Here is a 25011-nt window from a genome sequence, read left to right as displayed (position 1 = left end):
GATTCTTTAAATTGATTACAGTGGTGCACTACTCCGCATTTAAAAAGATGCTCCTGGATTTATCCAAGAGCATCTTTTTAAATGCGGGGACATCAAAACTTTAACTTGATGGGGATATGGCACTACCCCCATTAATAAATATTACTAACCATATATCTAGGTTAATATCTATCATATTTTTTATAAACAGGATTAATTAGATTTCTTTTTCTTTACTCGTAACAAATCACCTGTCCATCCTTTGAATCGCATATACATATACATACCTCCTGTTGTGAAAATAATAAATAAGAGAGCAATTAAATAGCTATATTTCCATTCTAGTTCAGGCATATATTTAAAATTCATCCCCCACAATGCTCCTAAGGCCGTCAAAGGCGTACTTACAGCAGTTAATACAGTAAGAGCTTTCATAATTTCATTCCCACGATGAGAAGAAACAACTTCTTGTAAATGAATCATCGTGTCTAATTCTTCTTGGTACTCTTTAACGAGTTGTAATCCACGCTCTAATTTCAAGTATGTTTGTTTATAACAAAGAGTTTTTGTTATATTTTCTAACCAAGCTTCCTCCAAGCCTTGTAACACTTCTTGTATTAAGCGAAACACATGTGTGTTCATAAATAATTCATGACGAATATGATAAATTTTTTCTAAAACTGCTATGTTATTATGATGATAAAAATCCCATAATACATTTCTGAAATGGTTTTCAAAATAGTCAACCTCCCGCAAATAGTGAGATATAAACATTGATAAGATAGCACATAATCCTTCAGCGGAACTATTACAATTTTTTGTACCCATAGGGAAATTATGTATTAATTTTTGGAAATCCTCTTCCTCTTTTTCCTGGACCGTTATCAGTATTCCATGAGCTACGAAATAATGAAGAAAGTTTTGAATTTTGGCGTCCTTTTTATCTTGATCATATAAAAACGAACCATATACACAAGTTTGACTTGGTGATAACGTATAAACATATAATCCATTTTCACAAGGAGAACTTATTTTCTTTACAAATTGAGAGAAATAAGATGTTACATCACGAGGGATTATAGAAGAAAGTTTTTCAAGCTCACTAGTTCTCACATGATACCAACTCCATTTCGGCATTTTTATGCATTCCATATTATTCTTCCTTTCTGAATAGTCTTATGTTTGATCAAATGATATCCGTAATATGAAATTTGTATGTAGGTATTCATGTCTTGGAGGAAAAGTTTTTAGATCAACTAAATTACAAAATAAATGGCATAGGAGGTCTTATTCTGTAAAAAGGAAGACCCCCTATATATTAGCTATTTTTATTCTCAATTTTAAACATTTCCTCTATACAAGCACTTTTTATCTTTTCTTATAAAGAATTTATTATATGTGGAAAAGAAGCCACATAATTTGGTACTTCTATTCAACAAACTCCATTTCGGTCGTTATTATAATTTGGATTCATATGCAGATTGATTGGTGATGTCCTCAAATACTTGACTTCCAATAATATAGTATCCATGAAGTGCAGCCTCTTTCGAAGCGTCTACCATACGGAAAGAAGAGATTTCACCTTGCATTTTTTCAATTCGTTTTTTGTGGATATCTACTATTCCTCCTGTCCAAATAATAGTATCATACTGGTCTAACTTAAATTGTTCTTGTAATACACGCATAACGTCTTGGAAGTGTGCATCCAACTCTTTTTGAATCAAAGTATTAACCTGACTTGTCTGATAATTTTTTTCTCGACCTCCATATCCTTTTTCTAATATTTTTGGGATGTCGTTAATATGCAAGTGATTACTTTCACCCGCATGATTCTGCAGGATATTCTTAATATTTTTCAAAGGCTTGCTACATCCTAGTTCCGTCTCATAATGATTTAAAATGACATTCTGTTTCATATCTGTCATTTCTAATGTACGAAATCCACCATCAATAATTAAGATACGATCTCGTTCCTGAATGATTCCCTCTTTTAAGAAATAGGCATGTAAAGCGACCGGTTGCTGAAGAATCAAAGCATTTTCCACCGTAATATTAATAAATTTCCCATCAATTTGCACGGAAGTTTCTTTTTTTAATACATTTTGTAATTGCTCATGCTGACTACCAAAACAAGTGACGGGAAGCCCGGTAACAACTAAAGGTAACACGACATTTTCTTTATAATCCTTTGCAATGCAACCAAATATTTGTTGTTTAAACCGTTCGCTTTCATAATAATTTTCTATTTCTTCGTCAAATGGAGGAAGAAATGAAGCGTCAGATTGATGTGCTTCATTTCCCATGTAGTATGCAAAGTCTAAGTCTATAAAACTTACCTTTGTTAAATCTTCACTTTCAGCATGATTAGGTACAGGGGCTAGTGTGGAAGCTTCACTCTTGATCGTCATCTCAGAATCTACATCCTGTCGATATGCCCGCTTGGTAAAGCCAATTCCTGCATCAATCGCATACAGAGATTTCATACTTTTTTCCTCACTTTCTCTTTTTAGACTTAAATCTAGGCACTCTCTTCTTTCCCTTCTTTCATATATTTCTTTTCATTTTTCGTTTTTTCCCCGTCTATGTCCTTACTATTTTGATTTATTTCGTAATCCTTTTCATCTTTTTTCTTTTTGTTATTTTCGTTTTTTGTTAAATCTTTAATGGTAGAAATGACAACTGGTGTGGCTGTAAGCAGTTGTGGTAATGTTTGTTTTGCAACATTAGCTGCAGTTACAGAGAATTGTTTACTTGTCTCAGTTACCTTCTCCAATGTTTCCTTTATGTTTCCTTCTTGTAGTTTGTCTTTTACGCTTTTTCCTTTTGTTTGTATAGCTTTCCGATTTTCTTTTTTTAATAGGGAGACTATGACTCCGGTCGTAATCCCAATCAAAGCATATTTAAATATTGTATGTTTCATTTTTCTCATCCTTCTCTACTTTTATTTTCTTCAATGCTACAGCCTAAAATATAGTCTATTTCAATCTTTTCTTGAAATAGGAAATTAGCATTACCTTACCTATTTATCAGATGTTGCAATCTATTAGAGGGAATGATAGTTTTGCGGCTGCCTATCACTCGCCATTTGTGTTTCAGCTGTTACTAGGAGTAAAATTCTCCCTTGATCTAGTTTTTCTTCATATAAGTTAGCTTCCTCCTTCGACAACCCCATTTCTTCCATTTGATTTCGGAGTTCGTCCCCTTTTTTGGAGAAAAAGTTGATAATACTTGTGCCCAATCCTTGTTCTTTTACTCCAATCGTATTTGTGTTTGTATCATCCGCAATCCTTTTTGTTAGATGTTTTTCATGTGCTAAGACATAAATGCCATCTTGGCGAATCCCTTGCAATTCTAGCTCTTTTACTTTCATAACTACTTCCTGTTCATTTTGATATTCATGAACCACCGGTTTTCTTTCATTCTTATGCATGGTATCTTTCCTCCTTTAGATTTTTTATTTAGTTGTTATGTAATATGTAATACACCTATTTTAAAGATGTTAAACTTAAATTTTCAAAAAACTTAATACAATAGGTTATTAATGTTTTTGAATATCAAAGCGATGTCACGAGAACTTTGCTTTAATAAAAGTGTTACAAATAACGATTTGTTTGGAAGGCAAGCCCCTTATTTTATAGAAAATTTCTATTTAGAAATAGTTACAAAAGGAGTACAAGATATTTTTTTCGTTAATTAAATCAAAGGAAAATATAAAAACACTCCTTTTCAAAGAGTGCTTTTAAAAAACATATAACCTAATAAAAATGTTTCTATTTTGATTACAGAAAGAAAGTCTTTATTAAAACATATGGTTGCTAATTTAATTGCGATCTTCCTTGCACCCAAGCAGCAATATCATTTATAACATACTCAGGTATATTAGCAGGACTATAATATTCATTCGGCTTACTTATTTCCCCATCACCCTCTGTAAAGAAATGATTTAACTTTGGATATAGTCGATAATCAACGTTATCTCGTTCTTTTAATTGTTCTTTCCAAAGAGGAATTTCGATTTTTGATTGAACTTGATAGTCTCTTTCTCCTTGAATAATAAGAAGCGGTGTCTTTTGTTCTTTTGACATTTCTGCTGCTTTAATTTTCCGGATAGAATCCCAAAATACTGCTGATCCTAAGTAAAAATCTTTTGGGGGATTCTGACTAGAGAAATTGGGATCATTTAATAATTCAAATTGCGATTTGTAGAATTTATATTCCTCTAGGTTCATTGCTCCAATAGAAAAAAGGTACTCAAATTGATCTAAAACAACGTCTTGGATCGTACGAGCTGGCCCTCCCATTACAATTGCCCCAGCAATATTTTGATTTTGGTCTTTTTCAATCATTTTCGGAAGCATCATTCCACCTTGACTATGACCCAGAATATAAATTTGATTCTTATCTATTAGAGGCTCATTTTTAAGAAATTGAGTTACAAGAAGAGCATCATCTGTTGTCTCTTTATCAACTGTATAAAAGGGACTGAATTGTATTTTCAACCCATGTTCATATGTTCGTTTATTATAGCGAAGGACAGCAATTCCCTTCGATGCAAGACCTTCAGCTAAATCGCGAAATGGTTTTAAAGCAAACGCTGTTTCATCCTGATCAGTTGCTCCAGATCCTTGAACAAGAATAACCGCTGGGAAAGGACCCTTTCCTTTTGGAACAGACAATGTTCCTGGTAATGGAAATGCACCACTTCCAACTACTACTTCTTTATCAACAAATGATTCAGGCTTACTATATGATGGACGCTCTGCAACAGGGCTAAACGACATGCTGAGTTGAAAATCGTCTATTTTTCCAGATGGATCTAGTTTTATTAGTAAAGGTACAGTCATTTGTTCAAAAACTAATTGAATCTCCACATTTGTATGAACAGGATTTGTCTCTTTTTGTGTAACCTCTCCAATTTCTATAAAATAACCTGCTTGTAATTGAACTGGCAGTCCCTCCCAATAGCTCTTCAACCATTCTTTGGATATTATTTTCTGTAATGACCTTGAGGTTAAATCAAATGCAGATTTATAATCTTCACTATTCATATGGCGAATAAATGAAAGAGTAGTAGATATAATAGGATTTTCATCATCACTATTGTCTACTTTTTTTATAGTTGTGTTTGCTTCCTTTAATTTCGAAATAAATTGGTGGTTAAACAGATAATTATATGTATCAGGATATAAGCTTGTTTTCAATACTTCCGTATTCCGTCCCTCATACAAACTTGAAGAACTCGTAAAATTCCCAGGTGAAATTACTTCCTCCGCATATGAGACTGAGGGAATTGTTATTGTACAAATTGCACTGACAAGTAATAACTTATTACTTATTCTTTTTTTCTTACCCATAATTATTGATTCTCCTTTCAAAATTAAAAATTTCTAATACAGTATGCCAAATGCTATAAGGAAAATAAAAATTATCAAAGAGATTAATAATCTATTTTACGATCCCCCCTAACAAGTTAAAAAGCTATCATTAACAAACTTCAATAAAAAATGCCTTCCCCCTCTTTTTTTATCGTTGGATTTTCCAATGACCTAGAAGCACAGCACTAAATTACATGTAACTGCCCCATGGGATTCTCTATTCCAAAAGAAAAAAGCACCCCACTAGATGCTTTCTTTAATTGTTCTCACTATCATTTATTTAGATAATTCTCTTATTACTGTAAGATAAATTTATTCTAGTTCCTAAATCCCACTTATTTCTTAATTCACTCATACCAATATAAAACCAAATAACCTACCATCAAAAAATAAAGAAAACAGGTTATTTAGCTATTCATTCCGTAAGCTTAATGCTCAAGGTAATCTTTTTTCACACGGTTAAACTTTATTAAGAAAACCTTAAGGAATTTCCCTCTATATTTATAAGAATTTTTTTCTATACTGAATCATATAAACGAACAAGAGGAGAAACGTCATGAAGAAATTTGTAATTTGCATACTAGGAATAGGCCTCCCTATATACTTACTACCTTTCATATTACGCGGAGATTTAGACAGATTTAATCCGATTGCTGAAGAAAAAAATGTATACGCTATTGCGGAGGAATATGGCGTTCCAGATTACCATCATAAAGGAAGAGCTATGTACTCGCTAAAAGGTGTTGATGAATTAAGGAATGAGAAGGAATATAAAGTAGGAACGAACACTCCTAATGATTTTATAAGAAAAACTTACTTAAAAATTCATGTGAAAGGTAAGTATGTCTATTCCTACGACATTATTTCTGAAAAGGACATTCCGGAGAAAATAAGGGGCCAATTGGAGATAGCAAATAAATAAAAGAGCCAATTCGTACGAGTTGGCTCTTTATTATCTCTCCCACCTACCGTTAGGCTATCTTCCTACACATGCTTGAGATGGGAGAATCCTTTCGGTAAATTTATTACATTCGCTATCATTGTTTTAATAACCATTCTTCAATTACTTTCACTGTTTCATCTCGTTGTGCTTTTGACGTAATTAAGCTCGCATTATCACCTTTTTGCTCACCATACATGCCAAAATGAGCATGGTTTCCGCCTTTTATCATGTGCATAGTTGTATTCTTTGACATTAACTTTTTATTGTTCTCTATTTTTTCTACAGTTGCTAAAGCATCTACTTCCCCATAAATTGATAACATCGGAAGCGATTTAGTAGAGAAATCCTCTGCAGGATACGAACCTAAGAAAATGATCCCATCTACCTTGTCTTCATGTTGAAAAGCATACTTAGAAATCATAGCTCCCCCCATTGAATGCCCCGCAACATACCATTTTTGAACTTCAGGATACTTTTCAATTACACTGTCTACCACATTGATTCCAAGTATCGCTAAATTTAATGGTAACTTAGGCATCACTACAAAATGCCCATCTTTTGCAAGAGCTTCCCCTAAGTAACTATAAGCCTCAGCTTCTACTTTAGCTCCTTGATAAAAAATAATCCCTACTTTAGCATCTTTCTGTCCAAAAACTATATTATCTTCATCTTTTTTATCATCTACTAACGACAAAGCCTCTTTCGTTGGTTTATAAGTAAACTGAGACCAAACAAAAAAAGTAATACTTCCCATAAGTAAAATACCTAGTAAAGAGTACAGAACAATTTTCATCCACTTCTTCACATATATGCCCTCCCTAAGATGTGTATATTCTATACTTTAATTATTATTACTATAATTGTCGAATAATCTTAACTAATAAGTTTAGAAAAAATAATACGAGCCCTGAAATGCCGTTTTAACATAAATTCAATATATTATTTTAAAACGTAAGCTTCATAAGCTAAGTAAAATTTTATAAAGAAAAAGCCGATTTCCTTATCGTATAGGAAATCGGCTTTTGGCTTAGTTATTGATTTAGTAATAAAAAACACCTTGTTAAGATAACCACGTTCACTATAGACGTTGATCTTTCTGGAAGTTTAGACGAAAATGATCCTCATCATTATATACCCCAAATTCATACCCTTGCTCTTTATAAAATTTAATAATGTCAGGAAGTGCTTGTAATGTTTGCGCCTTTTCATGCATTAAAACAACTTCTACTTCTTCTGTTGTTTGTTTCTTTACATTTTCGATAATCTGAGTTGGATTATCTTTTAATTTCCAATCATTTGAGTCTATTGTCCAATCCCAAACTTTTATTGCTGCTTCTACAATTTGATTACGAATTTCCTCACCCTTTAATCCTGGTGCAGATCCATATGGCGGACGAACTAGTTTAGGAGTTGTACCCGTAATATTATGGATAAGATCTAACGTTTCTTTCATCTCCGGTACAAATTGTCCCTTTTTGTATAGCTTATCACTATTATGTGTCATACTATGTGCACCAATATAATGTCCTTCTTTTACTGCTCGTTTTACATTTTCCTGAAAACCTGTATTTTGTAAATTACTACCTTGCATAAAAAATGTCGAAGCAACATTTTGCTCTTTTAGTACATCTAAAAATTTCCCAGTTAATTCGCTAGGACCGTCATCAAATGTTAAATAGACAACTTTTCCTACCGGTTTTCCATCAGGTCTTTTTTGTTTTGCTGGTGATGTTTCCTTTTTCTTTTCTTGTTGTTGCGTATTAACTTGTTTCATACTTTCATTAGCTATTCCCTTCGCTGGGGTAGAGTTCCATTTTCCAATTAAAAAGAATGTGAAAAAGGTCGTTGCTAAAACAACTCCTAGAGATATTATTACCTTAGTTAATCGACTTGTTTTTTTCTTACTTTGTGATTCTTTCATTATTTTTCGATCCTTTCCCTATTAATTTTCATATTCATTATTTATAAGGCTGAATCATTAGTTTCAACCGGTGTTTACAATAAATAGATTAATAGAGATGGATAAAGATAAAATGCAGATAATGTCGAAATCAGTTAAAGAATAGCTTATTGCATCCACTCTTTAGAAAAATATTTGTTTTTAATTTAAAAACTGGATATACACCCAAAATAAAAAATACTACTCTTCCTAATTAAGATTTAGAAAGAATAGTATTTTTCTATTTGCCTATTTTATTACATCTTAAAATAATTAATAATGCCATCCACAATTCCTTTTTGCGATTTTGCTTGGAATTCTTCTGAATTCATTCTTTTTTCATCACTCGCATTAGATGTAAACCCTAATTCTATTAGGATAGCCGGAGAAGGATTTTCTCGTAAGACAAGAAAATCACTGCCATGAACGCCTCTATCTCGGCTGTCTATATTTTGATCAAAAATAGCTTCTTGTACGATCTTAGCTAATTTTTTATCTTTCCTTTTATTAGATCCATAATGAGTTGTTATTCCTTTTACATTTGTATCCTCAAAAGCATCATGATGAATGCTAATATAAAGATCCGCCGCATGTTCTTTCACTACTTTGACACGCGCTTGCAATTCTTCCTTTTGTTTTGTTTCTGAAAGTAAACTCGCATCTTTTTCACGCGTCAATATAACTTTTGCATCCGTTCTTTCTTCTAATTCTTTCTTTATATTTTGTGCTACTTTTAAATTAAGCTCTTTTTCAATCGTTCCAAATTTCTTTCCTTTCGTCCCTCTATCTCCTCCACCATGCCCTGGATCAATTACAATTGTTTTTCCTCTTAATCGTAAATCCTCTTGTGATATATTTTTATGACCCTTAGCATGTATGAAACTAACGCCAGTGCCCATTATTAATATAATAAACAAAAGCAATATCGCTCTTTTTTTCATTTTAACAATCTCCTTATCAACTTTTCATTCCGTTTCTAATGAAAATAGTAATGAATGTTGATAAAGATAAAATGCAGATAATGTCGATTTTGTTTAAAAATGATAAAAACGTGTAGAACGAAAATTCTACACGTTTTTATTTAAATAGAAGAAAAATAATACTCCATCTTCTGTATTCAAAACACCATATTCTGCGCCATGCAGTTCTAATATATTTTTTGAAATAGCAAGGCCCAATCCTGTTCCGCCTTTGGAGCGTTGACGAGACGTATCCCCTCGATAAAAACGATCCCATATTTTTTCTACATGTTCTGGCGCGATATGAGCCCCTTTATTTTCTACACATACTTTTACACGTTTATTTTCTTCTATTGTAGAAATAATAATATCCTCATGTTCTGGTGTGTAACGAATCGCATTCGTAATAAAGTTAGTAACCACCTGTTCTATTCGATGTGGATTTGCAACTACCTCAATTTTAGAAAGTTGTTTATGGACATGTAATTGCTTAGCTGTTATATCCGAGGTTAATTGCTCACATATATAATCAATCATCTCATCAATATGGAAAACATCCATTTCCATTTTATACGTACCAGACTCAAATTTTGCTAACTCCAGCATATCAATAATGAGCATATCCATTTTATCTACTTCTTTTGACATTGCTTTAAAGTAATAATCCTTTTTATTACTAGCAACACCATCCTCCAAAATTGAAATACAGCTCTTCATAATACTTAAAGGCGTTTTTAACTCATGTGAAACACCCGCAATAAATTCTTTACGTGTATTTTCTAATTGCTTTTCTTTCTCTATATCTTGCTGCAATTGATTAATATACGAATGCAAAGCCTTAGAAAGTGTATTAATATTTTGTGATAAAGCACCTATTTCATCCTTTGTAGTAATAGGTATTGTCTCTGAGAAATCTAAACCAGCGATTTTTTTTGTAGTATCATTTATTTGTAATAGTGGTTTGGCAATTTTATTTGAATAATAGAACGATATCAAAACGATTAAAATCAAAACAAAGATAATTAAATATACATAATAATCCTTTATCATTTGCACAGCTTCATCAACTGGCTGTAATGATGTCATAGCAAATATATAATTCACCTTACCATCTGCATCTATTGTTGGTTTGATTAATAGTTTATATTTAATATCATTTTCTTCATAGTCCACTATTTCTGTAGAAGTAATATTATTTGGTTTTTGATTTAATATTAAATCAACCTGAAATTGTTTTATTCTATCTATTAACACACGATTTCCATAAATAGAGTTAGTTCCTACAGTACCCTCCAGTAACTGCACGTTCTTAATACTTCCTGCTAAATATAACTGTGAATTTCCTTTTGAAGATGCGATTTTTGGGCCATATAACTTCTCTGACAATTGCTTGTTCTCTAGCCCAACATTCTTCTCTTTTATTGTTAACATCGCAGGGACTACTGCATCACCTTCCTGCACTCCATCGATAATAATATGATTCCCCTGTTCTAAACTATCTTTTATCCTTTGTATATCTTCTAAATTAACAAAACTATACAACGGTATCTGAATTAAACGTTCAGAAAAGGTGTTACTTCCGTTAGGATCTAACTGAATTTCTAAAGAAAAATCACTTACATATTTTATATTCCCTACACTATCTAACGTTGTAATCCATGTCGCATTATCTTGATAGAAATTTTGTTCCAACTCTTGAATCCTTTTCACGTCATCTCCAGCTTTTATATATGCCTTTTCAAAGGATTGAATATTCGTTTTAATATCATTAACTTTTCGATTCGAATAATATTGCTTAAAAAATATGGTTTGTCCAATAAAAATAGTCACTAAAATAAGTGTGCATAATGCCGTAGTTAATATAAATAACTTTAATACAATTCCTTTTTTCATACCTGTCCCTCAAATTTATAACCAGTTCTAACAACGGTTACAATACAAGTCGCTTTTCCCCCTAATTTATGACGCAAATTACGGATATGACTATTAACAGTACGATCATCCCCAGCGAATTCATAACCCCAAATTTTAGTGATTAGTTGTTCTCTCGAAATTACAATCCCTTGATTTTGCATGAAATACGTTAATATTTCAAATTCTGTATGTGTCATACTTATGTCTTCCCCATCTACAGTTACTGTACGAGAAGGGAAATGTACATGGATACCACTACTAGTTAATGTGTCTGCAGTAGATACATTAATAGTGGAAGAATATCGGCTTTCAATTAATCGTTTTGCCCTTGCCAATAAAATAGGAGGACTATATGGTTTTGTAACATAGTCATCCGCTCCCATTTCAAATCCCAGTAAAGTATCATCTTCATCCACCCGAGCCGTTAGCATAATAATAGGTACATTAGATTTCTTACGAATTCGCCGGCAGACCGCCCAACCATCTAATTCCGGTAACATAATGTCTAAAATAATTAAATGTACCTCATGTTCTTCAAATATAGATAATGCTTCTTTCCCATCAATCGCCTCTAAGACGTTATATCCTTCGTTTAGTAGGTAATCCTTCATTATTTCACGTAAAATATCTTCATCTTCTACAATTAAAATTGTTCTTTGCATATTTCATCTTCCCCACGATTAATTTTATTTTTATGAAGAAATAGTTCATTTTATATTTTAACCAATTAGAAATCTTTCACTATTTCTGTCACTACTAAATGCAACATAGTTATATCAAGATAATAGCATGCTGATATAAAGATAAAATGCAGAGATAACTGTAATTCTTCAGCAAATAATGAAACTCATCTTGAATCGAAAGATCCATACAAAAACGCCATCCTTTCTGTATATTTCTACAAACAGGATAGCGTTTTTTCATATTAAAGGTAGAATTATAAGGTAATATCAATTATACGTAATACTTGATATTTAATTGATATTAGAACTTATTACTTTATATTTATCTTCTTTTGCAACATCTATAATTGCATCAATTTTTTGTTGTTCATTATTCAGCTCATGCCCTTCGATCCAAACTTTATATCCTATTTCTCCCACTACTCCAACTTTAGTTATAACAACATCTAACTGTTTTTCTTTTTGAAAATATTCAATAGCAGTTGCCTTTGCTTTTTCTTGAGTTTTTGGAAATTCTTTGTCACTTAATGGATCTTTCGTTGTTAATGTAATGTAAGAGACAAAACCAATAATAATTAAAGTTATGGTAGAAAGTCCAACTAAAAATATTTTTTTCATTCTTCTTCATCCTTGTCTATCTTTTTTTAAAGATTAACATAACATTTATCGTTTTTCAATAAATAAATATCGCATTTTACTATTTTTTTATTGAATCACTCTACAACTTAGACAAACATTAAAATCATTCCTCTAATCATCCTGATCTTTATCTCAACTAATCTATTACATAATGTAGATTTATAAAAGGTTTTGATCATTATTAAAGAAATAAAAAAATAAAAACCCCAATCTCTCTATATTAAAATTGAGAAACTGGGGTTTTTATTTAAAACAGATAACTAATTAATAATCCTGCTGATAATAAGAAGCCAAAAATCGTATTTGTCATCGCTGTTGATTTCATTGCGATGCGCATATACCCGGGATCCTTTGCTCCTTTTTGGAAACTTTGAATTGCAGAGATTGGCTTTCTCAAACCTAGGAACATAACTAATGCCCAAGGGCTTATATAACCCATCAATACAATTACGGCAATCCATAAATAAGCAATGAAAAAGGCTACAGCTAGTGTTACCACTGCTTTTTCTCTCCCAAGGAGGATTACCAACGTCTTTCTTCCACCTTTAATATCTTCTTCGATATCTCGGATGTTATTCGACATGTTAATTGCACCTACTAAAATTCCAATTGGAATGGAAATCAATACACTTTCAATCGTTATCGTATTCGTTTGAATAAAGAAAGCAATAAGTACAAAACATGTCCCCATTAACAGTCCAGAAACTAATTCTCCAAATGGAGTGTACGCAATTGGTAATGGACCACCTGTATATAAGTAGCCAACCGCCATCCCAATTAAACCGATAACGACTAACCACCAGCTGCTATTCATACAAATATAAATTCCAATAAATGCTGCTACTACATACAATAAAAGCGCAACTGTTAAAACATTTTTTGGTTTCAATCCATGACGGACAATTCCACCACCGATGCCAACTGAATCAGCGGTATCTAATCCACGTTTGAAATCATAGTACTCATTAAATAAATTCGTTGCTATTTGCAATGCTAAACATGCAATCATCATCGCAATAAATAAAAGCCAATGAATGTCTGTAACATACAGTGATGCTACTGTCCCTAAAATTACAGGAGAAAACGTCGCCGTTAATGTATGTGGGCGCGTCATCTTCCATATTAATTTAGCGGAACTAATTTCTTTTTCATTCCCCATAACTCTATTCAATCTCCCTACATTTTAAGTATAAAATCACTAGAAGTATCTTTCTTTCTATTTCTTGATTCACATCCATTAATTATATCAAATAAATGATACCCCTTCTAACAAATCTAATAATAGTAAAGTGAAAAATTTAAAATTGAATTACTATTAAGCTAACAAAACTAAATTCCTTTAAATGTGGTACCGTCACCTGCCCATCAACTTAAGAAAACAGATCCACCTTAAACGAAAAAATGAGCTTTTTTATTGCAAGTTAAGGCAAAACCTCATTCTGGAGGGAGCTCTATTTTCTTAGCTTGATAGCGATGTGATGTAAAATTAAGATTGTTCAAGTCGGAGCAAGGCACTCTATGATTGATTTCATTTTATAAGAAATCCACTGCAGAAAAAGAAAAATTTTATTTAGGAACTAATACCTCACATCCAAAAACAAGTGATACATGTACTAATTCTTATTTAATTTCATTTTTTATTAAGGCAGATTAAAAATGAATTAAAGGTGTGTGAAAAAATGGAGGAATTAAATCAAGTTTTAAACACTTCTGAAAAAATTCAGATAGATAATGAAAGTACATCAGATGTAGAACAATTATTAGACTGTTCTACTCCTTGTCAAAACGTCATAAATACTTCTGGGACAATTAGATTAACGGCCGGTACGAGTAATCCTTCATCAATTATTTTTCCAGAGCCATTACATGTTGGTGATACTTTCCCTGTAATTACAGATCCATTTTATTTAAAACTTAATGTTGCTCAATGTGATGCTCAAGCATCTGTAACTACTCCTTGTGGTGTTATAGAATGTAATGTTTCTGTATCTCAAATTACTGCAGTTGGAAATTTACCATTCTATTTTGGATTTCCAGCTCAATTTTTTCCATGTACAGGTCCAAGAACAGGATTTAGTGCATATTTAAATGATGTTGTACAAATAAACAATGTTCTTTGCTATAACTGTGATGGATCTTTACCTCTATTATGTGTAAATGGACTTTCACAAGTAAATGGTACAGCAACTTTAGTAAGCATTCGTCGAGATAGTTCTTATATATATGTTGATTTTAATGTGGAGATTGTTTTACCTGGTTGCTAAAAAATAAAAAGCACTTATCTTTTTTTGAAGTGACCCCCAAAATCGGAACACATATCAAAATACCTAAACCACCTGTTCCCTATATTCTTTAGGGGATAGGTCGTTTGATTTTTCTTGAATTCGCACATAATTGTAGTATTTTTAATTCCAAGTGTCTCTATAATGGTACGATTTGAATACCCATTCTTTTTCATTTGAATCACTTTCCACTTTATTTCTTCAGAGTAATGAACTCTTGTCTTCAAATGAAAAAGAATTCAAATTAACTCCACACAACACCTCGCCTCTCGTATTCCATTCTATATTCAACAGCAGCTGCAATTTTTGGACTTGCAAACCTTTCCGTGATCCAAAGACCTAAATCAATCCCTGAAGTAACTCCTCTTGCAGTAATAATATCGCCTTGATCCACAATTCTGTAATGAAGAAGTTCTGCCCCATATTGACTAATTTCACTCTGCGCCAAATGATGCATTGTTGCCTTTTTATCATTCAATATACCGGATGCAGCTAGTAACATACCTCCAGTACAAACTCCCGCAACAATCGTTCCTTCATTGTGCATCTCTCTAATCATTTTGGTCAAAGTTCCAATCTCTGCTTGCTTTCTCGCCCCATGTTCAGCTTTATGATTCCAGCCACCTCCGGGTACAATTAACAAATCTGGACGATTATCCATTCGTAAAAAATCATGTAGTTTAACCGTAACTCCAAACGAAGTAGTAACCTCTTGTTTTGGTTCACTAGAAACTAATTCAACCGTAAACGGAGCCCCTTCTTCTATCGCTCTTTTCAATACCTCAAAAGGTGCAAAGGAGACAAGCTCTCCGAATCCGTCAAACAATACAATTTGTATTTTCATTTTTAGAACACCTCATATGCTTTGTTTTATAAATCCCAAAAGAGAAGAAATGTTATCTACAAATTAAAACAATGAAGACAACCTTTCTCCCCTTACTCTATAAACTTTCAAATGTTCCTCTAATTCTCTCCCGTCACCAAATAGACTCATCGTCTTTTTAACGAAGTTCCAATTTAAACTACCGGATAACCATAGCAACGAAGAAAGTCTTTTATAATCATTTGAAGTTAAAATGTTATTAGCTTTATACCCTTCTAAAAATGCTCTAGCAACTTCCGGACATACTTTATGCGACTGTATTCCTTTCGTTCGAGAGTACCATTTTATTAAAAAGGCTAACCCTTCAATACGGTCAACATAACTAATAGATTCAAAATCTACAATTCCTTTTACCTGTTGACTTGAGCCCCATAAAACATTCAAAGGATTTAAGTCTGTTTGTACAATAAACTCTAATTCACTCGTATATGCGCAGTCTATATGATATTTAGCAAGATCTATATACTCCCGCAATTCCTTACATGTGCTTGTCTTGCTTTCTAACATATTAATAAACTCAACATACCCATCCAAATGAGATTTCTTCTGAAAAATCGCGCTTTGAAATGCACTAGAAATATCATGAACCTTTCTTGCTTCCTTTCCAAATGCTTCTGCGATAGCTTCCGTACAGAGTGTAATATGTTCTCCTTCAATCCAATTAGACAATATAAATCGGTATTGTTCATCATTCCAAGCGACTAATGTAAATGACTCCCCTGACCTATTTTTATTAATTTGCATAAAAAGGACTCCATGCTCGCGTAAATAATACGTAAAACGTACTTGCTCTATCAGTTGTTCGTTTGATAACGCCCCAAAAGCTGGATTGATTGTTCGCTTGCTATTGATAAACCTTGCGGAATATCGCTTTCCATTCACCATAATTTTATAGTGTAAATCTGTATTCCAGCTATTTTTATATAGCTCTTCTTCCACTGCTAGTGAATGAATTTCTTTAAAATAATTTATTAATACGTCTTTTATTATGTGTTTCACCCTTTTTTCCTTTCATGTGAAAAAATTTTTATTACACGCTATTTTTTATGATTACTATCTCGATTACTCTAAAAACCAAAATTTTATTCATTGTTAATTACCAATAGTGTTTTTTTCTATATATAAATTTAATAGAGGCAGACTACCATTCTAACTATATCATTCTTACATAATATTCTGCATTCGTTGAGATAGTTGTTGTAAACCAATGCAGTAGTGACTATGTATAGAAAAAGAGCCAATCCCCTATACAATAGAAAATTAGCTCTTTCCTTTATTTACTCCCCTGTTTCAGAAAATCGTTTTATACGTTCCCCAATTTCATCGCGAACACGTTGAAATTCAGACCATTCTTTTCCTGCCGGGTCATCAAATCCCCAGTGAACACGATTCACATGTGAAGGAGTAGATGGACACACAGCATCTGCATGACTACAAAGCGTAACGACTAAATCAGCGTTATTTAAAATATTTGAATCAATCATATCCGATGTTTGATTCGTTATATCGATATTTACTTCTTTCATCGCTTTAATAGCATTTGGATTTACTCCGTGTGCTTCGATTCCTGCAGAATATATATTCCACTTATCGCCTAAATATTGTTTGCCCCATGCTTCTGCCATTTGGCTTCTGCATGAATTTCCTGTGCATAAGAAATAGATTGTCTTTTTGTTTTTCATGTTGTTTTCCGCCTTTATTTTTAAATTATACTGGTTGATCATTAAAATATTTACGCTTAAACCAAAAAGCAACGTTTACAAGTGCAATCATTACAGGTACTTCAACTAACGGCCCGATAACAGCTGCAAATGCTGCGCCTGAATGAATACCAAACACACCAACTGCTACAGCAATTGCTAACTCGAAGTTATTGCTACCTGCTGTAAATGCTAACGTTGTAGTCACCGGATAGTTTGCACCAATTTTTCTTCCCATAAAGAAAGAAACAAAAAACATTACAATAAAATAGATTAATAACGGAATCGCTATTCTTACTACATCTAATGGTACGCTAACAATCATTTCCCCTTTTAAAGAGAACATAACGATGATTGTAAATAATAATGCAAGTAATGTAAGTGGACTAATCTTAGGTATAAACACCTTTTCATACCATTGTCTTCCTTTTAACTTAACGAGTACAAAGCGTGTCAACATACCTGCTATAAAAGGAATTCCCAAATAGATAAATACTGATTTCGCTACTTCTCCCATTGTAATATCGACAATAGCCCCTTCAATCCCTAACCATTCTGGAATGACTGTTACAAACACGTATGCATAAACAGAGAAGAATAACATTTGGAATACGGAGTTAAAAGCCACTAAACCTGCTGCATACTCTTTATCCCCATCTGCAAGGTCGTTCCAAACAATTACCATTGCAATGCAGCGTGCTAAACCAATCATAATGAGTCCGACCATGTATTCTGGCTTATCTGGAAGAAAAATAATTGCTAAAACAAACATAAGTACAGGACCAATAATCCAGTTTTGCACTAAAGATAAAACCAATACTTTTACATCTTTAAATACCCGGCCCATTTCCTCGTAACGAACTTTCGCCAACGGTGGATACATCATGACAATTAAACCAACAGCGAGCGGGATGGACGTCGTTCCAACTTGTAATGTATTTAGTCCGTCTACTACACTAGGAAACACAAACCCTAAACCAATCCCAACAGCCATAGCTAGAAAAATCCATAGTGTTAAATATCGATCTAGAAAAGATAAACGTTTCATTTTATTTTCCATCTCCTATTAACAACAAGAATTTTTATCTACTACGTTAGAAGTCGTGCAACAAGATGGATCTTCAATTTTATGAACATCACTATGTGCTTTTGTATAAAAGAATTCCCACTCGTTCCCATCAGGATCCGTTACCCAAAACTTATCTTGAACCGCATAGCAACAAGTTGTATCCATCTCATCACGCGCAAAGAAACCTTCTTTTTCTAATCTTTCTTTATGAAATGTAATTTCTTCAGCTGTATCCACTTGGAAACCAAAATGATTTACCTGATTTCCCTTCACTTCATCTCGTACGTTCAGCGTGAAATTAAGCCCTGGTGTCTCTAATAAAAATTTTGCATAATCTACTTTCACCTTTACTGGTGACACACCAAATACCTTTTCGTAAAATTGAATAGACTTCTCTAAATCCGTAACATTTATACCAACGTGAACATATCTCATAGCTTATTCCTCCTCTTTAAATACTATTAATCAATTTTTTTTGATTAATAGTTTAAAATTTTAACAACAGCTACCTTTACCTGTTTTTCTAAAAATACAGCACAATTCTTCTGATAATAAATTATTTACTTCCGCATCATTTAAATCATAATAACTCCACGTACCTTTTGTTTCTTTTACAATTAAACCTGCATCTAATAAAATTTTTAAATGATAGGACAACTTAGATTGCGTCATTTCAAAAACCTCTGTTAGATCACACACACAAGTCTGTCCCCGCTGGCAAAGTTCATACATAATCTCTAAACGCTTCTGATCCGCTAATGCTTTGAATTTTTTCTCATAGAGCTGAAAATCTTGCGCCACTGTAGTTCACTCTCCCTTCATCAACTTTTTTTGATATTTATAGTATATACGCTGATTAATTTATTATGCAACTAATTAATCAATTTTTTTTGATTTACAAAAACCTCCTCACATCATATCTTTGCTACAACTAAAAAGGACCATAGCCTTTTCAAAAATAAAAAACTACGGTTCTTTTTACAACTTAATAGTTACAATGTTTCCGAGGAATGGAGTCTCTATAACTGTTTTAAATTTTAATTTGACCATTATAGCGTAGTGCCCCATCACCATCAAGCTAAGAAAAACAAATACCCCCAAATGAAAAAAATCGATATAACTCTTCGGCAAATAAAGATAACTCTTGTTTTTGGTACATATTCATAAAAAGCACGTCACCCTTTCTCATTAACATAAGAGAATAGTAATGTGCTTTTAATTTCAAAAATAGTCTAAATCCTTAAGTTGATGGTTGTGGGGCGGGACCCCAATAAGAACGGTATCTAAGGTTGGATGAGAGGTGTTAGTTCCATTCCAAAGGCCTCAGCCGAAGATTAACTCAAGTACCGATTTCGGATGACCCCCATGTGATGAAGTTCGTGTCCTGCGATGCCGTACGCGAGGGCGCGCACCGTAATGCTTAGGTTGTTGGCTGTGCCCTTGCGGGTCCACGCCTCCGCCGGTAGCCCGCGCAGCAATGTGATCGTTGATTGCCGTACGGCCCGGTAGTCTTCGGCCAATTGCTCGGTTGTCCAACTTCCGAAAGGAGGCATGAACAATTCCTGATCAAAACCAGTCAGAGACGTCTGGTCCCCTCTTGCGAACCGGAGCAGGCGGTAGGTCATGACGCGTTCCGAGTCTGCAATGTGGCCCACGACTTCTTTCAGCGTCCATTTTCCTTCAGCATACCGATACGCGTACTGGCTTTCGGTCAACGATGCCAGGAGCTCGGTCATTTGTTTTTCCTGGGCGAGCAGAATATCGATGATGTTACCGTCCGGTACCAAACGGATATATTCGCCGGAGTTCCCGGCGTATTCTTCTTCTGACGGTCTTTGATTCATGCGTAGTCACCTCTTATATGTAGATATAGAAAATTATAGCACTCGTCTATGTCTAATAAATTCTCGAAATGATAGAACTTTCCTTCTAATAATTGAGGATAAGCAACTATTTAGTTTGTCGGTCGCCACACTATCCTGATTCGTTAGCACAATAAGCAATGTTAATCAATAATGCATAAAAATTATCTGTTATACAATATTTCGAAGTTATTAATATATAAAGGTAACACCTTCTTTTTTAATTTAAAGATGGATTTTCAATTATATTTTGAAATGAATCGGAGTAAAACACACTAGTCTAACTACTTTTTTATAAACATCGTAACATTATTTCCCCCCATATTGCCATCAATTTGAGAAATGTATTCTTCTCAAAAATGAAAATCGACCTAAGATCCTATGGACAACTATGAAAGGATGAAATTTTCGTTTTGGGGATATTTCAGAAGTATAGCTTGATAGGTATGGGGTGGGACCCCATACAGTACTATTTTATTTCAAAGACACAACGATCTTACTACACACTGTTTATTTATCCCACACTCTCATCTGCTAGTATTACTATTTTTTATTACTAATGTTGCCGTTTCACTCGGATGGCTAAGAGGAAAATGATGGCCATATGGAACAAAATCAACCTTACCAAGATGCGATGGAGCAGAATAGCCTCTGTCACAATCCCCCCAAATAATGTGAAGATTATACTTTGTTACTTCATTGAAATCACCTTGATCGTTTTTCAGTAGTAAACTGTTAAGCTGAACCGTAGTATTTAAAATTCTAGGAGAAGTAAAACTGTTACTTATTTTTTCGATATAATGTTCAGGGATGCTCTCCATACTTTCAAACAAACCATTACTTAATAAATAACGCCCTATCAAATTAGTAGTTGCCAATTTTAATGTCCATTTGTTCATAAATTGGGGAACATTTAGCGATTTAGCATTTTTTTTAGCAACAGGTGGCTGAAGTAAAGTGATTGAATACTTCTTATCTATGTACTCTTGTACCAATGCTTCCAGAAGAATAAACGCACCGAATGAATGGCCAATTAGATGTGCACCATTAGTAGCTTTCTCCAATAACTTTTTCACTACATTCAAATAGATATCTAGAAGATTTTTCTCTTGTTTAAAAGGAGAACGTCCCAAACCTGGAAGATCCAAGATCCATACAGGTTGACCAGTTTTTTCATAAAGCTCTTGTGCTAAAGGAAATAAATCCTCTCCATCACTCAATAAACCATGTAATAAAATAAACGGTTTACCCTCTCCTTGTAATTGGTAAAGGGTAGTGTTATCGCATAATGTTCGTTTAAATAAATGATTATGCTGGCCATTTTGATACATCATTCGATAATCCAGATCAGCTACTACGGCAGGGAAAAATTTCATTACACTCGTCTTCTTAAACCAATCTCCTCCCATAATTTTTTTCGCTGAAACATTTGAAAATTTTCGTTTTGTAATAAAATTCAGTCCATCAGAAGGAATTTTTGTTATTTTACTTACTCCACTATTCATAATTGCTTTCATAAGTGGCATTGGGACAGAGATTTTTGGTGCCCTCATATTCATACTTTCCGACATAATACTTAATAATTCAGCAATGTTCTGATCGTGCTGTTTGTCTTCAACAAGTGTATATGTTTGTATAGTCGGTTGCTCCAATCTGAAAACCTGCACAATAAACTTCGCAAGCTCATCGTTTGAAATAAGTGGTAACCTATATCCCTTACCTCCAGGAATCACTGGCATGAGCCCTCTTCGCATACTCATCACCAGCAAACCTAATCCTGCTATCTGCTCTGTACTCCCTGTTTTACTACTACCGACTACAGTTGGCGGATTAATTACAGAAAGCGGATAACCTACTGCTGATGCCTGGTGACGGATATAAAGATCTGCTAAAAATTTTGTTCTCTCATATGGATTTTTCATTTTCAAATAATTGTTTCCTTCTTTAAACACATCAATTGCAATCTTGCTATTTTTATCATCAAAGGGACTCATATAACCTACAACATGAATAAATTGTTGCAAGCCCTTCAATTGATGAATACTTTTAGCTAATTCACTAATATGTTTGGCGCCATTTAAAAATACGGAAGCTGCCTCTTTACTTGTCACTTGAATATCCATGGGGCCTCCTGCGTGAATAATCACATCCGTTTTCAATACCCTCTCCTTATCTTCAGCACTTAGACCTAAATCTATTTTCGTCAAATCACCTTCAATAAAGTGCATAACTGCCTTTTTTAAGATGCCTCTTTCTTGAAAAATGCGTATTGCTTTACTTTTCGACCTTACTAAAAGAAGAATTTTAACATCCTCTTTGGCTAATTCTTTTACTAATTGCTTTCCAATAAAGCCTGTTCCACCAGTTAAAAATACTGTTCTCATATAAAATCTCCTTTTTAGTACTAATTAGTACTAATTTGATGTAAAAAAAATGCTTCTTTTATCGAAGCAATTTTAAAAAATGATCTGCTGTTTTCGTAATTACAGTTGCATCCTTCAATGTTTCTGAAATAAATAACGCTCCTTCAAGATTTGTAATAAAAAGTGATGCAACCTCATCAATATTAATCGTGTTTCTGAATTCTCCATTCTCTACCCCTTGTTTAAGTAATAGAGAAACTTTCTTTTGTAATCCTGTAAAAAAAAGACCTATTTTTTCTTTTATTTGCGTGGCCTGTTTAGGACTTTGAATATAAAGAGTAATAAATGGACAGCTCCCCTTATACTCTCTCGACTGAACTCCTTGTGATAATTGCTTTAAAAACAGTTGGATACGATCTTCAACTAAAAATTGGTTCTGAGAAAGTACGTCATCAATTGCAGATTGATACATTTCAATCCAATAATCAACGACCCCTTCTAATAATACTTCCTTATTAGAAAAGTGATAATACACATTAGACTTTGAAACTTTGCTTACACGTACTAATTCATCCATACTTGTATAAGCAAACCCTTTTTCTAAAAATAATGTTGCAGCTACTTCAATCACACGTTTTTGATTCATTAATTTTACCTTTTTCATAACTAGAACTATATAGTACTAATTTAAATGTTGCAAGGATTTATTTTAATTTAGAAAAAAGTTTGATTAAAAAAGTTCCACTAACATTGATTTTACTGCAAAAAAATCTTATTTTGAATAAAGTGGAACTGAACCCCGAAATTGTTAATTCACTATCGTCTAATAGGGGTCACCATACATACCCATCAACTTAAGAAAAAGAAATGCCCTCAAAACGAAAAAATGAGCGGCTTCTCAAAATAGCTATCTGTAGAGAAAGAAAATTTTAATTTAGGGGGATATGAAAATATTAGCTTGATGTGTATGAAGTAGTGCCCCTATAAACAAAATCCTCCAGAAACATCTAAAATTTGCCCTGTTACCCAGCGACTATCAGAAGAAGCAAGGAATGCGACTGCACCTGCGATATCTTCAACTTGCCCTATTCGTCCAAACACAGATGAATTCGTAGCAAAATTTCGTATTTCCGGATTATCTAGCAATTTCGCATTAATATCTGTCTTCGTATATCCAGGCATAATTGTATTCACTGTTATACCTCTTTCTCCAAGATGTTTAGCTAGAGGAAGTGTCATCGTATTTAATGCCCCTTTACTTAAACCGTATGCAATTGATCCTGTAAAACCGATTCGTACTTCGGCCGATGAAATGTTAATAATGCGCCCTTCTGCTCGTAGTAATGGTAATGTTTGCTGAATTAAGAAGAACGGTGCTTTAATATTTACGGCCATAATTTCATCAAAAACTTCTTCTGTCGTATTTTCAATTGTTCCTTGTGTACCTATCCCTGCATTGTTTACTAAAATATCAATCTCTGATGTACCAACTCTTATTTGTAATTCATTCTTCAATTGTTCTACTATCTTTTTGACACCATCAATTGAATTGAAATCCGCTTCAATTAAGAATGCCTTTCCTCCATTAGATTCAATCTCACTAATTGTTTCATCTGCAGCTGCTTTATTTCGGCCATAGTGAATTGCAACTAATGCACCGTCGTTTGCCAATCTCATCGCAATCGCACGACCAATACCGCGACTCGCCCCTGTTACTAACGCTACTTTCCCATCAAGATTCTTCATTTTTTCCACCCTTCCTAAATTTTCGTTTATTAAATCCTATACTTATATTTTTAAGCAAATACTAATAATTTTAAATATAGATTTATAGGTAATTTAGTTCCTTTACTTATGATATTATAGTTATAATTTACGATTTACTTTAGAAAATAAAAAAAGGGGGCTATCCAATGCAAAACACAGTAAAACTAGATGAAATTGATCATAAAATTATGAACTTGTTGTATGAAAATGCGAGAATTTCTGTTTCAGAAATAGGACGTATTATATCCATGACGCAGCCTGCTGTAAAAGAACGCATTAACAAACTTGAAGATCAAGGCGTTATAGCTGCATACCGAACGAAATTTGAGCCTTCTAAAATTAATAAGAACATTCAAGCATTCATCATGTTTAAAACGAGTCAATGCTCTGATTTCATCCAATTTTGTAATGCCGCTCCCGAAGTAACTGATTTATATCGAATTAGCGGGGAGTTTAATTATATGATGAAGGTCATGAGCGATTCGATGGATTCTCTCGCTACATTTTTAGACTCCTTAATGCAATTTGGATTATCGTCTCCTTTAATTGTTTTAAAGAGTGAGTTTGAGGAGAAATTGTCGTTCTGATAAGAGGGTACTAAGATAAAGATACCGAGTGTATGTGGAAAAATTCTTATATAATATAAAAAGAACC

27 protein-coding genes are annotated in these 25011 nt (G+C 33.4%); 4 read left to right on the top strand and 23 right to left on the bottom strand.

Going from position 1 to position 25011, the window contains the following annotated elements:
* Nucleotides 1-192: 192 nt before the first annotated feature.
* The 4 genes from NSS74_RS08435 to NSS74_RS08420 all read right to left on the bottom strand — a co-directional run bounded on the left by NSS74_RS08435 (nucleotide 193) and on the right by NSS74_RS08420 (nucleotide 3409).
* On the bottom strand, nucleotides 193-1131 hold the full coding sequence (locus tag NSS74_RS08435) for a magnesium transporter CorA family protein (protein WP_012261216.1): 939 nt from the start codon (nucleotides 1129-1131) through the stop codon (nucleotides 193-195).
* A gap of 305 nt (nucleotides 1132-1436) precedes the next feature.
* A complete protein-coding gene (locus NSS74_RS08430; RefSeq protein ID WP_002142379.1) occupies nucleotides 1437-2462 on the bottom strand; it encodes a ParM/StbA family protein in 1026 nt (341 codons plus the stop codon).
* Nucleotides 2463-2497: 35 nt separating this feature from the next.
* Nucleotides 2498-2899, bottom strand: a complete 402-nt coding sequence (locus NSS74_RS08425; RefSeq protein ID WP_002142380.1) for a hypothetical protein — start codon at nucleotides 2897-2899, stop codon at nucleotides 2498-2500.
* A 123-nt stretch (nucleotides 2900-3022) separates the two neighbouring features.
* Entirely contained in the window at nucleotides 3023-3409 is a 387-nt protein-coding gene (locus tag NSS74_RS08420) for a general stress protein (RefSeq protein WP_002142381.1), read from the bottom strand.
* A gap of 111 nt (nucleotides 3410-3520) precedes the next feature.
* On the opposite strand from NSS74_RS08420, the gene NSS74_RS08415 reads away from it, so the two are divergent.
* Nucleotides 3521-3676 carry a hypothetical protein gene (locus NSS74_RS08415; RefSeq protein WP_002142383.1) on the top strand — a complete coding sequence of 52 codons (156 nt, stop codon included), beginning with the start codon at nucleotides 3521-3523 and terminating at the stop codon, nucleotides 3674-3676.
* Between the two features lie 118 nt (nucleotides 3677-3794).
* On the opposite strand, the gene NSS74_RS08410 is transcribed toward NSS74_RS08415, so the two are convergent.
* A complete protein-coding gene (locus NSS74_RS08410) occupies nucleotides 3795-5333 on the bottom strand; it encodes an alpha/beta hydrolase (RefSeq protein WP_002142384.1) in 1539 nt (512 codons plus the stop codon).
* Nucleotides 5334-5910: 577 nt separating this feature from the next.
* Here NSS74_RS08410 and NSS74_RS08405 point away from each other — a divergent pair.
* Entirely contained in the window at nucleotides 5911-6276 is a 366-nt protein-coding gene (locus tag NSS74_RS08405; protein ID WP_002013629.1) for a YxeA family protein, read from the top strand.
* A gap of 115 nt (nucleotides 6277-6391) precedes the next feature.
* Here NSS74_RS08405 and NSS74_RS08400 read toward each other — a convergent pair whose 3' ends face one another.
* The 7 genes from NSS74_RS08400 to menA all read right to left on the bottom strand — a co-directional run bounded on the left by NSS74_RS08400 (nucleotide 6392) and on the right by menA (nucleotide 13590).
* Nucleotides 6392-7102, bottom strand: a complete 711-nt coding sequence (locus NSS74_RS08400; protein ID WP_040963098.1) for an alpha/beta hydrolase — start codon at nucleotides 7100-7102, stop codon at nucleotides 6392-6394.
* 273 nt (nucleotides 7103-7375) lie between these two features.
* Nucleotides 7376-8218, bottom strand: coding sequence for a polysaccharide deacetylase family protein (locus NSS74_RS08395; protein WP_012261219.1), 843 nt, complete (start codon nucleotides 8216-8218; stop codon nucleotides 7376-7378).
* A gap of 275 nt (nucleotides 8219-8493) precedes the next feature.
* Entirely contained in the window at nucleotides 8494-9177 is a 684-nt protein-coding gene (locus NSS74_RS08390) for an N-acetylmuramoyl-L-alanine amidase family protein (RefSeq protein WP_012261220.1), read from the bottom strand.
* Nucleotides 9178-9303: 126 nt separating this feature from the next.
* A complete protein-coding gene (locus NSS74_RS08385) occupies nucleotides 9304-11088 on the bottom strand; it encodes a sensor histidine kinase (protein ID WP_012261221.1) in 1785 nt (594 codons plus the stop codon).
* On the bottom strand, nucleotides 11085-11771 hold the full coding sequence (locus NSS74_RS08380; protein ID WP_012261222.1) for a response regulator transcription factor: 687 nt from the start codon (nucleotides 11769-11771) through the stop codon (nucleotides 11085-11087). Before NSS74_RS08380 ends, NSS74_RS08385 begins: the two co-directional genes overlap by 4 nt.
* 312 nt (nucleotides 11772-12083) lie before the next feature.
* Entirely contained in the window at nucleotides 12084-12410 is a 327-nt protein-coding gene (locus NSS74_RS08375; protein ID WP_002013624.1) for a hypothetical protein, read from the bottom strand.
* 268 nt (nucleotides 12411-12678) lie between these two features.
* Nucleotides 12679-13590, bottom strand: coding sequence for a 1,4-dihydroxy-2-naphthoate polyprenyltransferase (menA, locus tag NSS74_RS08370; RefSeq protein ID WP_012261223.1), 912 nt, complete (start codon nucleotides 13588-13590; stop codon nucleotides 12679-12681).
* 520 nt (nucleotides 13591-14110) lie between these two features.
* On the opposite strand from menA, the gene NSS74_RS08365 reads away from it, so the two are divergent.
* Nucleotides 14111-14695: a hypothetical protein gene (locus tag NSS74_RS08365; RefSeq protein ID WP_002142392.1), complete on the top strand. Its 585-nt coding sequence runs from the start codon at nucleotides 14111-14113 to the stop codon at nucleotides 14693-14695.
* A 63-nt stretch (nucleotides 14696-14758) separates the two neighbouring features.
* Here NSS74_RS08365 and NSS74_RS27925 read toward each other — a convergent pair whose 3' ends face one another.
* The 11 genes from NSS74_RS27925 to NSS74_RS08315 form a co-directional block, all read right to left on the bottom strand.
* Nucleotides 14759-14821, bottom strand: coding sequence for a hypothetical protein (locus NSS74_RS27925; protein ID WP_350472279.1), 63 nt, complete (start codon nucleotides 14819-14821; stop codon nucleotides 14759-14761).
* A 136-nt stretch (nucleotides 14822-14957) separates the two neighbouring features.
* Nucleotides 14958-15557, bottom strand: coding sequence for a DJ-1/PfpI family protein (locus NSS74_RS08360; protein ID WP_002142393.1), 600 nt, complete (start codon nucleotides 15555-15557; stop codon nucleotides 14958-14960).
* 63 nt (nucleotides 15558-15620) lie between these two features.
* The gene (locus NSS74_RS08355) at nucleotides 15621-16595 is read right to left on the bottom strand and encodes a phosphotransferase enzyme family protein (RefSeq protein ID WP_012261224.1); all 975 of its coding nucleotides are present in this window, start codon (nucleotides 16593-16595) and stop codon (nucleotides 15621-15623) included.
* A gap of 278 nt (nucleotides 16596-16873) precedes the next feature.
* Entirely contained in the window at nucleotides 16874-17278 is a 405-nt protein-coding gene (gene arsC, locus NSS74_RS08350) for an arsenate reductase (thioredoxin) (RefSeq protein WP_040963099.1), read from the bottom strand.
* 25 nt (nucleotides 17279-17303) lie between these two features.
* Nucleotides 17304-18344, bottom strand: a complete 1041-nt coding sequence (gene arsB / locus NSS74_RS08345) for an ACR3 family arsenite efflux transporter (protein ID WP_002128038.1) — start codon at nucleotides 18342-18344, stop codon at nucleotides 17304-17306.
* Nucleotides 18345-18362: 18 nt separating this feature from the next.
* Entirely contained in the window at nucleotides 18363-18800 is a 438-nt protein-coding gene (locus NSS74_RS08340) for an ArsI/CadI family heavy metal resistance metalloenzyme (RefSeq protein ID WP_002033152.1), read from the bottom strand.
* Between the two features lie 60 nt (nucleotides 18801-18860).
* Nucleotides 18861-19166, bottom strand: a complete 306-nt coding sequence (gene arsR, locus NSS74_RS08335) for an arsenical resistance operon transcriptional regulator ArsR (protein WP_000046018.1) — start codon at nucleotides 19164-19166, stop codon at nucleotides 18861-18863.
* Nucleotides 19167-19699: 533 nt separating this feature from the next.
* Complete coding sequence (locus tag NSS74_RS08330) at nucleotides 19700-20209, bottom strand: DinB family protein (RefSeq protein WP_002142397.1); 510 nt, start codon at nucleotides 20207-20209, stop codon at nucleotides 19700-19702.
* A gap of 545 nt (nucleotides 20210-20754) precedes the next feature.
* Nucleotides 20755-22611, bottom strand: a complete 1857-nt coding sequence (locus NSS74_RS08325; protein ID WP_159146830.1) for an alpha/beta fold hydrolase — start codon at nucleotides 22609-22611, stop codon at nucleotides 20755-20757.
* A gap of 58 nt (nucleotides 22612-22669) precedes the next feature.
* A complete protein-coding gene (locus NSS74_RS08320) occupies nucleotides 22670-23236 on the bottom strand; it encodes a TetR/AcrR family transcriptional regulator (protein WP_001072320.1) in 567 nt (188 codons plus the stop codon).
* Between the two features lie 335 nt (nucleotides 23237-23571).
* A complete protein-coding gene (locus NSS74_RS08315) occupies nucleotides 23572-24336 on the bottom strand; it encodes an SDR family oxidoreductase (protein ID WP_002142399.1) in 765 nt (254 codons plus the stop codon).
* A 167-nt stretch (nucleotides 24337-24503) separates the two neighbouring features.
* Between NSS74_RS08315 and NSS74_RS08310 the strand changes: the two genes are divergently transcribed.
* The gene (locus NSS74_RS08310; RefSeq protein ID WP_001181720.1) at nucleotides 24504-24944 is read left to right on the top strand and encodes an Lrp/AsnC family transcriptional regulator; all 441 of its coding nucleotides are present in this window, start codon (nucleotides 24504-24506) and stop codon (nucleotides 24942-24944) included.
* Nucleotides 24945-25011: the final 67 nt, after the last annotated feature.

The sequence above is a fragment of the Bacillus sp. FSL E2-8868 genome, from assembly GCF_038005505.1.
Taxonomy (GTDB): Bacteria; Bacillota; Bacilli; order Bacillales; family Bacillaceae_G; genus Bacillus_A; species Bacillus_A mycoides.
Note: the sequence above shows the minus strand (reverse complement) of the source record. Positions and strands in the feature narration are given on the sequence as shown.